Origin of the sequence: Parabacteroides acidifaciens (genome assembly GCF_003363715.1) — a bacterium.
Classification (GTDB): Bacteria; Bacteroidota; Bacteroidia; order Bacteroidales; family Tannerellaceae; genus Parabacteroides; species Parabacteroides acidifaciens.
On record NZ_QREV01000057.1, the window covers coordinates 1 to 13,893 of the forward strand.

Here is a 13,893-nt window from a genome sequence, read left to right on the forward strand (position 1 = left end):
TAGTCCTACAAGAACTAAGTTAAGTTTTGAAGGCAAGTTTTTTCTGGACGTTCAAAATCAAGAAAAAAAATGTGTTAAGTCTATAAGTATGGTGATTGTCACCTCCTTAGATCTTATTCATATAGTGACTATTATTATTAAACAAAAAACAATTAGTATGTTGAAAATTGTAAGACCAGTCAGCTTTTTGCTGTTGTCTACTGCTCTTTGTTCATCAGGAACGATGTTTGCAGCCAATGAAACAGCAACTCCTAAAGTTGGCATTTCTCAGCAACAAGCGAGTTTAAAAGGTATCGTGGAAGACGAATTTGGCCCTGTAGCCGGAGCTTCCGTTGTTGTAAAAGGTACTACTAACGGTACAGTTACCGACATGGATGGTAATTTCGTCTTGGATGTTAAAAAAGGAGATGTGATCGTTATCTCATTTATCGGTTACCTGACCCAGGAGATTAAGTACAATGGAGAACAATCCATTAAGGTAAACTTAAAAGAAGACACACAAAAACTGGATGAGGTTGTTGTTGTTGGTTATGGCGTACAGAAAAAAGTAAACCTGACAGGTTCAGTATCGACAGTAAAAGCCGAGACTTTGGAAACAAGACCTGTATCCAGCGTTTCTGCAGCTTTAGCAGGGCAGATGCCGGGTGTGACAGCTATCCAAAGTTCTGGTAGACCGGGTTCACAGACAGGTTCTATCACGATTCGTGGTAAGAACTCCGTGAATGCAGCAAGTCCGTTAGTTATTGTAGATGGAGTTCCGGGTAGCATGAATACGATTGACCCGGCTGATATCGAAAGCCTGACAGTATTGAAAGATGCTTCTTCTGCCGCTATTTACGGTGTACAGGCTGCCAACGGTGTTATTTTGATCACAACCAAGAAAGGTAAAAAAGGCGACCGGGCACGTGTTAACTATTCAGGAAATGTAGGTTGGTCGACTCCGACTATGCGTCCTAAATTCCTGGGTTCTGCAGATTACGCTATGTTATATAATGAAGCGACTCTCAATGACAATCCAAACAATCCGCTTCGTTTCACTGATGAAGACATTGAATTATATCGTAACGGAACAGATCCTTATGGTCACCCAAATACCGATTGGTATAAAGAGGCGCTAAACAAAAATGCGATTGAAACCATGCATCATATATCTATCAGTGGTGGTTCTGAAAAAACAAGTTATAGCGCATCTGTCGGTTATACACAACAAAATGGGTTGATCGACGCCAATAACTACAAACGTTTTAATGCACGTACCAGCGTAGACTCGCAAATCAACAAATGGTTCTCTGCAGGCTTGAATGTTTCAGGTTATAGAGGAACCCTTATGGATGGATGGAATAGTGTTGCCAGTATCACCCAATTTACTAACCGTGCAACTCCGGTTGAAGCAGTCCGTAATGAAGAAGGCGATTTCCTGTATCACGGAAAAGACAACCCACTGGCAATGTTAGGACGTGACGGCTTCAGAAGGACAATGGATCAACAGGTAAACGGTACACTGTATGGGCAGGTAAATATTCTGCCGAACTTAACTGCCAAAGCGTTATTTTCAGTTCGTAATGATGAAAGAAGCGAAGAAGACTTCAAAACACAGATCGTTTATGGGGCGAATAACGAGGCATCTACAGGCCTCCGCGAAGGACATGAAAAGCAAACCTGGTGGAACTGGTACACGACGCAGGTATTGATCAATTATAATGAAACATGGGGCAAACACGATTTAGGTTTATTGGCCGGTTTCGAACAGATCGATCAGCGTTACAAACACCTTGAGGCTCAACGCAAAGGTGGCGGTAATAACGAATTACAAGAATCGTTGAGTACGCTGGATGCCTCTTCACAGACCAACAAAGAATCAAGATATGAGATTGCCCACCGTTCATATTTCGGTCGCGCTCAATATAGTTTTGCTGATAAATATTTATTTGAAGCCAATGTCCGTCTGGATGGCTCTTCCCGTTTTGCTTCCGGTAACCGCTGGGGTACTTTCCCCGCATTCTCTGCCGGTTGGAGAATCACGGAGGAAGAATTTATGAAAAATGCAAGTATCGATTGGTTGAGTAATTTGAAATTACGCGCAGGTTGGGGACAAACAGGTAATGAAGAGTTGAAAGATGAAGAAGCCTACCTGACAGTTCCTTCATACGCTTACGAAAACTACATGTTCGGGAATAGTCTTTATTCTACGGCTTATGAAAGTCGTTACGCTAATAAAGACTTGAAATGGGCTACAGTAACAAGCATCGAAGGTGCAATCGAAGCTTCATTCCTGAATAATAAGATTGGTTTTGAATTAGCCGGCTATAAAAAGACAACCAATGATATGTTGCTGTTACTTCCTGTACAAGGAGTGCTGGGCTTAGATGCTCCACGTCAGAATGCCGGTCAGGTGCAGAACACAGGATTTGATTTGAGCATTTTCCATAACAATTCTATCGGCAAGGATTTCCGTTATGACATCAATTTCAATATCGCCTATGTCCACAATGAGTTAACAGACTTACAAGATACTGAAGGAAAAGAACCGGGTGACAACAGAGAAAATTTCTGGTTCCTGGAAGGATATCCAATCGGTTCTTATTATGGATATGAAGCTGACGGGCTGTTCAATTCGCCAGAAGAAGTGGCAGCAGGTCCGACTCGTACCGGAACGGAACAACCGGGTGATATCCGCTACAAAGATTTGAATGGTGATGGAAAAATCGATGCTGCAAACGATAAAAAAGTCATCGGTAAAGAATTCCCAAGCTGGACAGCAGGTTTAGGAGCCAATTTATATTACAAAGATTTTGATTTGTCATTCTTCTTCCAAGGCGCATTTGATGTAGACGCTTACGTTAATGGTGAAGCAGCTTATGCTTTCTTTAATGGAGGTAAAGTTTTGGAACGCCACTTGGATCGTTGGACACCGACCAACCATAATGCCTCATATCCACGTATTACAATGGCAGACCAGATCAACTACCAATTCTCTTCTTATTGGTTGCAAGACGCTTCTTATGTCCGCTTGAAAAACCTGACGATCGGCTATAACATACCGAAAGCATTATTAAACAAGATCAATCTGGATCGCGTAAAAGTATTCCTGACTGGTGAAAACCTGTTCACAATTACTGGAATGGATTCATTAGACCCTGAATCTGCACCGTCTAATCCGCGTGGAGGTTTATACTCAAACGTAAGAAAAATATCAATCGGTCTTAAAGTAGGTTTTTAAACAACAAATTATAATTTAGAAATATGAAAAAGAATTTTATATACATAGCTCTTCTTGCTATCACATTATTCGGCTTCAGTTCATGCAGCGATTTTTTAGATCGTATACCGGATGATGAGCTGTCTGACGGTAGCTTCTGGAAAACCCCTAATGATGCAAAAATGTTTATTGCTGATGTATATCGCCAGGTTATGCCAGGAAAATATAATGGAGATGTTGACGGTGATATCGAATCCGATAATGCCGTACACGGTATCAAATGGGCAGCTGGAGATGTATCAAAAGGTATTTACGATCCGGCACAGATGGGATGGAGTGATGATTATAAAGCGATTCGTGCCTGCAATATTTTATTGGCTAAAATAGACAATATTCCTGATTATGACCAGGCTGACAAAGAAGCTGTAATGGGTGAAGCTCGTTTTCTACGTGGTTTCATTTATTTTGGACTTATCCAATCATTTGGAGGCGTACCCTATGTGGATCAACCTCTTGACCTGAAAGAAATGGGAAGTATCACCCGCACACCGGTCGAAGAAGTATATGCCAAAGTAATGGAAGATTTTGACTATGCAGCCGCCCATCTGCCAGCACAATGGGGTAGCAGTGATTATGGACGTGCAACAAAGGGTGCAGCTAATGCAATGAAAGCTCGTGCTGCATTATATTTCAAGCATTTCGATACGGCTGCAGAAGCAGCAAAAGCTGTTATGGATTCCGGTGAATATGAATTGTTTGATGCCAATAACACAGGACAATATGCTAAATTGTTCTGGGAAGAACAGGAAGCCTGCAAAGAGGCCATCCTGGTTAGACAATTCAATGCTCCTGAACTTACCCACTACCTGATTGGTTGGGAATGCTTCCCGACAAAAGGTTGGGGAGGTATCAATCCGACCCAAAGCTTGGTCGATGCTTTTGAATGTGCCGACGGTTCTCCGATTGACAAATCAACAACCTATGACCCAACAAATCCATTCAAAGACCGCGACCCGCGTCTGGAAGTTTGCGTATTGCATGACGGCGAAGAAATGTACGGTGTAACAATCAAGACAGCTCCTCTGAAATCAAGTGGCTCAACAGGTGTTGCCCAGCATAACGACGCAACGGCTACCGGTTATTACCAGCAAAAATGGTTGGATCCGAGCATCGACCCGCAATCGACAGGATGGGATATGGGGAAAGACTGGCATGTAATCCGCTATGCAGAAGTCTTATTAACTTACGCAGAAGCTAAAAATGAACTTACAGGATTAGATGCTTCTGCATTTGAAGCCGTAAACCAGGTACGTCGCCGTGTCGGTATGCCGGAACTGCAAAATACAGATGCAAGCAAACCGACCTATTGTGGCACGCAAGACGCGCTCCGCCAACGTATCCGTAACGAATGGCGTGTTGAGTTTGCTCTCGAAGGTAGCAAGCGCAAATGGGACATCCGCCGTTGGGGTATCGCTAAAGATGTGCTGAACGCTCCGTTCTTAGGAATGAAATATATGATGGTTGATGATCCGAATGCACCGGAAGGTGATAACAAAAAGAAATGTATCCTGTATCAGGGAGAAAACATCAAACTGACCGGTAGTAAATATGAAGATCACAACTACCTGTTCCCGATTCCACAGGAAGAAATCGACCTGAATCCGGCATTGGTACAGAATCCGGGATATCCGACAAAGTAAATATCTAAATTTTTGTCATAACAAACACGGGAGGAGTCATATCCTCTCGTGTTTCATTCTTTTATGAAGTATATTCACTGGCTACTCTTTACTGCTCTTTGCGGCTTGTTTCTGTTCATGTTCCTGGACAGTCTGGCTTATCTTTTCCCTTATCACGAACAACAAAACTTATTTCTGTTTTCCCACGCTTACCTGGATACATTTTTATCCACCCCCGGTAAACTCGGGGAATATCTGGCAAACTTCATCGTCCAATTCTTCTACCTGCCTTATACGGGAAAAATTATATTTGCGTTTATTCTGTCACTTCTTTATCTGTTCCCGGTACTCTGTTGCAAGCAGCTAACAGGAAAACACGATCCATTGCATCTGGCAGTCTTGCCTCCCTTGTACTTATTCGTGCAATTTGAATCGCTTGGTTTTGAAATCAGTTGGGCAACCAGCCTTTTCTGTTGTTTCTTCTTATTATTCATGTTGTCGTTGTTACCTAAAAAGATATTCTATATAACTCTCTTGCCTTTTTTTCTGTTAACGAGCTTTGCACTGGGATGGATATATCCGGCCATTGCAATTTTAATCTGTGTTGTAACACTGCTTTCCGCTCTTTTTTTCTCGCGATTCGGAAAGAACAGAAAGATTTACATTGGTGGCAGTATTCTCTGTTTGGGAATCTACGCTGCCGGTACTTTCTATCTATTCGTCTATTCCTATAATATGCGTGAACGGCTATTGCTTGAAGCGGAAGATCATCTCAAGAAACAGGAATGGGAACAAGTTCTTGACTGTACCCGGAAATACAGGGGAGAAAATCAACTGAACGACTATTTCCGGAATATGGCGCTTTATCAGACAGGGCGCATGCCTTATGACTTACTGAACTATTCGCAAAGTTACGGCATCAACTCCCTCTTTTTACCTTGGACGGGAGACGCGCAACAAAGCCGGTACGGACATTATATTTACGAACAGTTAGGATATTTGAACGAAGCACAGCGGTGGGCCTTCGAGTCACTGGTTGTCAACGGAGAAACAGCGCCCAACCTGACGAACCTGATCCGCTATAATATTGCAAACGGACGCCCGGAAGTCGCCCTACGCTTTATCCGGGTTCTCAAACAATCTTTATTTTACCGGAAACAAGCCGAAGAATACGAGAAAATAGCTTATACCGGCCAGATTCGAGGACTGAAAGCGCTACCACATGCAGAAAATAAAAAAGCCCGCTTCTCTAATATACAGAATCTGGGACCGGAACTAATCTATATCTGTGACCGGGATTCTTCCAACCAAATGGCATTCGAATATCTGATGAGTTACCTGATATTGAGCAACCGGCAGAAACAGTTTGTCGAAAACCTGCCGCGCATACAGGCCTTCTCCTATCCCGGAATGCCGCCCCTCTATCAGGAAATCCTGAATCGTTATCAACAAGACCAGCAATAAACAAATATGGCACGATACATAATATTATATACACTTCTTTTCTTAACAGCCTGTCAACCCGGACGCGTTTCACCGGACAGACAGACCGACACCAGCCCTGTTCTTTTTCCGGATTATACAGATGTAACATTTCCCTGCAATATAGTTGCACCTAACTTCCTGATAACAGAAGAAGGAGAAGCCTTTTACACCGAAATCGGTTCTGAAGGACAGGTATTCTTCTCCCAAAAATCCCGGAATGCAGATGTCCGTATTCCCGCTGAAAAGTGGAAAGTCCTGACTACAGCAACGGCAGGAAAAGAGTTTTACATCCGTATCTGTGTCCGGCAAGAAGGGAAATGGATACAATACAAAGATATCCGGAACACGATTTCAACAGAATCGGTCGATCCGTATTTAGTTTACCGCCTGCTATATCCCGGATATGAGCTGTGGAACGAGATGGGGATTTACCAGCGCGACCTGACTTCGTATGAAGTAACTCCCATCATCGAGAATAAATCCGCAAAGTCGGAATGTATGAACTGCCATACTTTCTGCCGGAATAATTCGGAAACAATGATGTTGCATATCCGGGGAAAAGCCGGTGGAACAGTCATCTCCCGGAATGGGAATGTAGAAAAAGTAAACATAAAGAAAGAAGGGATGAACAACGGCGGTACGTATGCCGCCTGGCATCCGGAAGGACGATATATCGCTTATTCGGTCAATGAGATCCAGCAATTCTTCCATTCTACGGGGAAAAAGCCGATCGAAGTATCAGACTTGGAATCGGACCTGATCGTATGGGATTGCGAAACAAATCAGATGATTACTGATTCCCTTATTTACGGTCCGGAATGGATGGAGACATTCCCTGCCTGGAGTCTGGACGGGAAAACACTTTATTTCTGCCGAAGTAAAGCCATTACCCAACAAACACCACTGGACAGTATTTATTATGATCTGTACAAAATATCATTCGATGCGCAAAACAGAGTCTTCGGCAAGCCGGAATGTGTTTACAACGCATCAGCCTTGCATAAAAGTATCTCTTTTCCGCGGGTATCACCGGACGGGAACTATTTAATGTTTACTTGTTCCGATTATGGGAACTTCTCAATATGGCATCCGGAAAGCGAACTGTATCTATTAAACCTGCAAAACGGGAATATCCGGAACATGCAAGAAGTAAACAGTGATAATGTCGAGAGTTTCCATACCTGGTCATCGACCGGAAAATGGTTTGTGTTCAGCAGCAAACGTATAGACGGGTTTTGGGCACATCCATTCATTGCTTTTTTCGATCCGAAAACAGGGATTGCGGGTAAACCTTTCATGGTTCCTCAAAAAGATCCTGAGTTCTATAAAACATTTACCAAAACATTCAATTTACCGGAACTTATCATAAATCCAATTACAGAAAACGAACACAGCCTCAAGCTAATCCGAAATAAATTACTATCTTCGTCCCCAGATTAACTGTAAACATTAAATATTCATGAAGAAAAAAAGCTTAACATTATTGGTGGCAACGACTCTTGCCAGCAGTGTATTATTCTCATCATGTATTGGATCATTTGGATTGTCCAATAAACTGTTGGATTGGAACAGAAACATCGACAGTAAGTTTGTAAACGAGCTTGTATTCATCGCATTCTGGATCGTTCCGGTTTACGAAATCTCTGCATTGGCAGATGTTTTGGTCTTAAACTCTATCGAATTCTGGAGCGGCAGCAACCCTGTTGCTGATGCAGGCACAGTAAAGACAATCGAAACAAAAGACGGTACGTATGCGATCGAGACAAAGAAAGACGGCTATCATATCCAGAAAGAAGGAGAAGAAAAAGCGGTTGATCTTGTCTTCAACGAAGTAGACCAGAGCTGGAGCGTCGAAGCAGACGGCGAAGCAACCAAATTGCTGCAGTTCAAAGGTAATGACGAAGTTGTCATGTTCCTGCCCGACGGTAAGGAAATGAATGTAGAACTGAACCAGGCCGGCGTACTTGCATTCAAGCAGGTTGCTGAAGGCTATTCTTTCTACGCCGCAAGATAAAACAGGTGAAAGTTAAAAGGTGAAAGGTGAAAGTTGGGGGGTCGATGATTCAAAAACTTTCAACTTTCACCTTTCAACTTTCAACTATTAAGTGCTAATCTAAATTAAAAATGCATATGAAACACGTGATCAAGAAAACAATGTTCGCAGGAGCATTGAGTTGCTTCCTCTTGGGCACCGCGTTGGCAGACAATGCGGTTAACCAGCCGGCGAAGCCTTATTGGCAGGACATACAAGTCGTTGCCGTCAACAAAGAGGCGCCCCGCTCCTCTTTCATGAGCTATGGAGACCGCGCCACAGCTCTCACCTCCCGATATGAAAAAAGTCCTTTCTATTCCTTATTGAACGGTACGTGGAAATTCTATTTTGTAGATTCATACAAAAAGCTCCCGGCCAATATCACAGACCCTTCTGTCAGCACTTCCGACTGGAGCGACATCACGGTTCCGGGCAACTGGGAAGTACAGGGACACGGCACTGCCATCTATACCAACCACGGATACGAGTTCAAACCGCGTAACCCGCAGCCCCCGCTCTTGCCTGAAGCAAACCCGGTGGGTGTTTACCGCCGCGACTTCGAAATTCCTGCCACTTGGGACGGACGCGATGTATATCTGAACATCGCCGGAGCCAAATCAGGCTTATATGTATATGTAAACGGCAAGGAAGTCGGCTATAGCGAAGATTCCAAGAATCCGGCTGAGTTCCTGATCAACAAATACCTGCAGCCGGGTAAGAACGTCCTGACGCTGAAAATCTTCCGTTGGAGCACAGGTTCCTATCTGGAATGCCAGGATTTCTGGCGCATAAGCGGTATCGAACGCGACGTATATCTGTGGTCGCAGCCTAAGATCGCCGTGAATGACTATCGCGTCGTTTCCACACTCGACGATACTTATACAAACGGTATCTTCCGTCTGGCAATGGACATCAAGAACCATTCCGACAAAGTGAAGGATATCGACGTTACATACGAATTGTTGGACGCAAAAGGCAATGTGGCTGCTACGGCCGAGAATAAGCTGTGGGTAAGCCCGAACACGATTGCGACAACTTCATTCGAAAAAACATTGGATAATGTAGCGACATGGAACGCCGAACATCCGAACCTGTATAAACTGTTGATGACGATCAAGGAAGACGGCAAAGTAACGGAAGTAATCCCGCAAAATGTCGGTTTCCGCCGCATCGAAATCAAGCAGATCAACCAGATTGCAGGTAACGGCAAGCCTTACACCGTCTTGTTGTTCAACGGACAGCCGATCAAGTTCAAAGGCGTGAACATCCACGAACACAATCCGCTGACCGGCCACTACGTTCCGGAAGAGCTGATGCGTAAGGATTTCGAGCTGATGAAACTGAACAACCTGAACTCTGTCCGCCTGTGCCACTATCCGCAGGATCGCAAGTTCTACGAGCTTTGCGACGAATACGGATTGTATGTGTACGACGAAGCCAATATCGAATCTCACGGTATGTATTACAATCTGCGCAAAGGCGGCACATTAGGTAACAACCCGGAGTGGCTGAAACCGCACATGGACCGCACGATAAACATGTACGAACGCAACAAGAATCATCCGTCCGTAACGATCTGGTCATTGGGTAACGAGGCTGGAAACGGCTATAACTTCTATCAGACTTATCTATATATTAAGGATAAAGAAAAAACGATGATGGGCCGTCCGGTCAACTACGAACGTGCACAGTGGGAATGGAACTCCGACATGTACGTGCCGCAATATCCGAGTGCTAAATGGCTGGAAGAAATCGGCAAGAACGGCAGCGACCGGCCGGTGGCACCTTCCGAATATGCACATGCAATGGGTAACTCCACGGGTAACCTTTGGGACCAGTGGCAAGCAATCTACAAATACCCGAACCTCCAGGGCGGTTATATCTGGGACTGGGTGGACCAGGGCATTCTTGTCAAGGATGAAAACGGAAGAGACTATTATGCTTACGGTGGCGACTTCGGTAAGGATATGCCGAGCGATGGAAACTTCCTTTGCAACGGTATCGTAAACCCGGACCGCACGCCGCATCCGGCTATGGAAGAGGTGAAATATGCCCACCAGAATATCGGTTTCGAGGCTGTGGACGCTGCTAACGGCGTATTCAAGGTTACAAACCGTTTCTATTTCACTGGTCTAAAAGATTACATGATCAGCTACACGGTCAAGGCTAACAATAAAGTGATCAAGAGCAATAAGATGTCGCTCGACTTAGCTCCGCAGGCTTCACAGGAAATCACGGTTCCTGTAGAAGGATTGAAACCGGAGGCTGGCGTAGACTATACGGTTAACTTCGTTGTAACAACAACTAAGCAGGACGGTGTAATTCCTGCCGCATACGACATCGCACAGGATCAGTTCGTATTACCTGTTACAGCCGAGAAAGCGGCTTACAAGGCAGGTGGTCCGAAGCTCGCCGTATCAGAAGAAGGAGATGCCTTGAAAGTGACCTCATCCAAAGTAAACTTCGTATTCGACAAGAAAGCCGGCGTCGTCACCTCTTACAAAGTGGGTGGCACGGAATACTTCAACGAAGGTTTCGGTATCCAGCCGAATTTCTGGCGCGCACCGAACGATAACGACTACGGAAGCGGCAACCCGAAACGTCTCGAAATATGGGAAATCTCCAGCCGTAACTTCAACGTAACAAGTGCGACAGGCGAAATCGTCGACGGCAATGCGATCGTAAAGATCGACTACAAACTGCCGGCCGGCAACCAGTTCCTGGTAACCTATAAGATCTATCCTGACGGTGTCATGAACGTGGCAACCCACTTCACTCCGGCTCATCTGGATGGCGTGAAGATCGGTATTTCCGAATCGACTGCAACAGCAACTTTCTCACCGGGCCGCAGTAATGTCAGCGAGCGTGACAAGATGGTTGTTCCGCGTATCGGTGTACGTTTCCGCCTGCCGGTGACAATGGATCAGTTAGAATACTTCGGCCGCGGTCCGCTGGAAAACTATTGGGATCGCAAAGCCGGTTATCCGATCGGACAGTATAAGAGCACGGCGGAAGCACAATACTTCCCATACGTACGCCCGCAGGAAAACGGCCATCATTGCGATACACGCTGGATCTCATTGGGTGGCAAGGGTAAGAACCTGTTGATCGTGGCAGACGACGAAATGGAATTTAACGCCATGCGCAATTCCGTAGAAGATTTCGATGCCGGCAAGACGACAAACCGTCCGTACCAGTGGAACAACTTCACACCGGAAGAGATTGCCAACCGCCCGGAAATCGGTCCGTACGACAAACCTCGCCAGACACATATCAACGACATTACACCACGTAACTTCGTTGAAGTATGTGTTGACCTCAAACAACAGGGCTTGGCCGGTTATGATAGCTGGTATTCACGTCCCGAACCTGAATACACCTTACCGGCAGACCAGGAATACAAGTGGGGCTTCACTTTAATCCCGGGCACAAATGCCAACGGTGCACAAAAGAAAGCAGGTTACAGCTATAAATAAAGCAACCTTGCTAAACCATACTAAAAGCTGCCTCCGGTTCAACCGGAAGCAGCTTTTTTCTTTTTCATAAGGCATTTTCCTCTTTTTCATTCATAAATGATGATTTAGTTATTACTTTTGGATTGATCCAAAAGTAACCAAAAGATCAAGGCTTAATCGGCCAGGCTACTCCGGGTAAAGGCTACGCTGTCGCCTGCGAAACTCGCTTCGCTCAAACAGCGCAGGCTCCGGACGCTTCACCTTTACCCTCCGCTTGACGCCTGCCCGCTTAGGCCTTTCTTAGAAAGCTCCGCTTTCTCTTAGGATGGCCGACACCGCCTGCCCTACTGCGATTATGCGTCAAGCGTATAACTAATTTCAATCCTACAAGCTGGCTATCGGCAAGAAATAAAAATGGGCCGATCTTCCACAGACCAGCCCACACGTTATTATAATCAATCTTAAATGAAAAAAACTATTTAGCGTAACTTACCGCACGGGTTTCACGGATAACCGTGATCTTAACCTGTCCCGGATAAGTCATTTCATCTTGAATCTTCTTTGCAATTTCGTTAGACAGATTTTCGGTATCCTTATCGTCGATCTTGTCAGCCCCTACGATCACGCGGAGTTCACGACCGGCCTGGATAGCATATGTCTTTACGACACCCGGATAAGAGAGTGCCAATTGTTCCAGATCATTCAGACGTTTGATATAAGCCTCTACGATCTCACGACGGGCACCCGGACGGGCTCCTGAGATGGCATCACAAACCTGTACGATCGGAGCCAGCAACGTCTGCATTTCCACTTCGTCGTGATGAGCGCCTACGGCATTGCAGATATCCGGTTTCTCTTTATATTTCTCACAGAGCTTCATACCTAAGATTGCGTGCGGCAATTCCGGTTCATCATCAGGCACCTTGCCTATATCGTGCAACAATCCGGCACGTTTTGCTTTCTTCGGGTTCAGTCCTAATTCGGATGCCATTACGGCACAAAGGTTGGCTGTTTCGCGTGCATGCTGCAACAGGTTCTGTCCGTAAGAAGAACGGTATTTCATCTTACCGATCATACGGATCAGTTCAGGATGCAGGCCATGTACACCAAGGTCGATTACCGTACGTTTACCAGTTTCCACCACTTCGTCTTCCACCTGCTTTCTTACCTTCGTCACGACTTCTTCGATGCGGGCCGGGTGGATACGTCCGTCCTGTACCAATTGGTGCAGAGCCAGGCGGGCAATCTCGCGGCGAACCGGATCGAAGCCGGACAACACGATTGCTTCAGGCGTATCGTCTACCACGATTTCAATACCGGTAGCTGCTTCCAACGCCCGGATATTACGTCCTTCACGGCCGATGATACGGCCTTTGATTTCATCGGATTCGATATGGAATACGGTAATCGAGTTCTCGATCGCCGTTTCGGTAGCTACGCGCTGAATAGACTGGATAACGATCTTTTTCGCTTCCTTGTTGGCTGTCATCTTGGCTTCTTCCATGATCTCGTTAATGAAGGAAGTAGCTTCGGACTTGGCCTCGTCTTTCAATGATTCGATCAAACGTTCTTTTGCTTCTTCGGCAGAAAGTCCGGAAAGGGTTTCCAGATGTTCGATCTCACGCTGGTGCAGTTTCTCAAGATCCTGTTTCTTTTTATCAACCAGTTCCAATTGGGCAGCCAGGTTTTCCTTGACGGCATCCATTTCGCTGTTTTTGCGTTGCAGGTCTTCCTGACGCTGGTTCAGGCTCAATTCACGCTGTTTCAACTTAGCCTCAACCGACTGGATTTTTGAATTACGTGCGGAAACCTGTTTTTCCAGATCCGCTTTCAAATGAAGAAACTTCTCCTTTACTTCAAGGAGCTTCTTCTGCTTCATTACTTCCGACTCCTTTTCAGCTTCGCGTATGACGGCGTCATACCTCGACTTCATAAGGACTCTCATCACGAACCACACAAGCAAGCCCCCAACGATGAAGGTTACCAGTGCTATGATTATGCTCATTCCCATTTTACTTATAGTTTAAATTCTATTATATTATT

At 45.2% G+C, this 13,893-nt stretch carries 7 protein-coding genes; 6 read left to right on the top strand and 1 reads right to left on the bottom strand.

Going from position 1 to position 13,893, the window contains the following annotated elements; translation table 11 throughout:
• The first annotated feature begins 157 nt into the window (after positions 1 to 157).
• The 6 genes from DWU89_RS17310 (at position 158) to DWU89_RS17335 (ending at position 11,871) form a co-directional block, all read left to right on the top strand.
• Complete coding sequence (locus DWU89_RS17310) at positions 158 to 3,220, top strand: SusC/RagA family TonB-linked outer membrane protein (protein WP_115500889.1); 3,063 nt, start codon at positions 158 to 160, stop codon at positions 3,218 to 3,220.
• A 23-nt stretch (positions 3,221 to 3,243) separates the two neighbouring features.
• Positions 3,244 to 4,899: a RagB/SusD family nutrient uptake outer membrane protein gene (locus tag DWU89_RS17315; RefSeq protein WP_115500890.1), complete on the top strand. Its 1,656-nt coding sequence runs from the start codon at positions 3,244 to 3,246 to the stop codon at positions 4,897 to 4,899.
• A gap of 63 nt (positions 4,900 to 4,962) precedes the next feature.
• Complete coding sequence (locus DWU89_RS17320) at positions 4,963 to 6,342, top strand: DUF6057 family protein (RefSeq protein WP_147292141.1); 1,380 nt, start codon at positions 4,963 to 4,965, stop codon at positions 6,340 to 6,342.
• 6 nt (positions 6,343 to 6,348) lie between these two features.
• The gene (locus DWU89_RS17325; RefSeq protein ID WP_115500892.1) at positions 6,349 to 7,803 is read left to right on the top strand and encodes a TolB family protein; all 1,455 of its coding nucleotides are present in this window, start codon (positions 6,349 to 6,351) and stop codon (positions 7,801 to 7,803) included.
• A 19-nt stretch (positions 7,804 to 7,822) separates the two neighbouring features.
• The gene (locus DWU89_RS17330) at positions 7,823 to 8,377 is read left to right on the top strand and encodes a DUF3332 domain-containing protein (protein WP_115500893.1); all 555 of its coding nucleotides are present in this window, start codon (positions 7,823 to 7,825) and stop codon (positions 8,375 to 8,377) included.
• A gap of 116 nt (positions 8,378 to 8,493) precedes the next feature.
• The gene (locus DWU89_RS17335; protein ID WP_115500894.1) at positions 8,494 to 11,871 is read left to right on the top strand and encodes a glycoside hydrolase family 2 TIM barrel-domain containing protein; all 3,378 of its coding nucleotides are present in this window, start codon (positions 8,494 to 8,496) and stop codon (positions 11,869 to 11,871) included.
• 454 nt (positions 11,872 to 12,325) lie between these two features.
• Here the strand turns inward: DWU89_RS17335 and rny are convergent, their stop codons facing one another.
• Positions 12,326 to 13,861 carry a ribonuclease Y gene (rny, locus tag DWU89_RS17345; RefSeq protein WP_115500895.1) on the bottom strand — a complete coding sequence of 512 codons (1,536 nt, stop codon included), beginning with the start codon at positions 13,859 to 13,861 and terminating at the stop codon, positions 12,326 to 12,328.
• Between the last annotated feature and the right edge of the window lie 32 nt (positions 13,862 to 13,893).

Excerpts from the sequence above, each read along its gene's own strand:
- DWU89_RS17335 (WP_115500894.1), top strand. The coding sequence starts at position 8,494 with ATGAAACACGTGATCAAGAAAACAATGTTCGCAGGAGCATTGAGTTGC.
- DWU89_RS17315 (WP_115500890.1), top strand. The coding sequence starts at position 3,244 with ATGAAAAAGAATTTTATATACATAGCTCTTCTTGCTATCACATTATTC.
- rny (WP_115500895.1), bottom strand. The coding sequence starts at position 13,861 with ATGGGAATGAGCATAATCATAGCACTGGTAACCTTCATCGTTGGGGGC.
- DWU89_RS17310 (WP_115500889.1), top strand. The coding sequence starts at position 158 with ATGTTGAAAATTGTAAGACCAGTCAGCTTTTTGCTGTTGTCTACTGCT.
- DWU89_RS17320 (WP_147292141.1), top strand. The coding sequence starts at position 4,963 with ATGAAGTATATTCACTGGCTACTCTTTACTGCTCTTTGCGGCTTGTTT.
- DWU89_RS17330 (WP_115500893.1), top strand. The coding sequence starts at position 7,823 with ATGAAGAAAAAAAGCTTAACATTATTGGTGGCAACGACTCTTGCCAGC.
- DWU89_RS17325 (WP_115500892.1), top strand. The coding sequence starts at position 6,349 with ATGGCACGATACATAATATTATATACACTTCTTTTCTTAACAGCCTGT.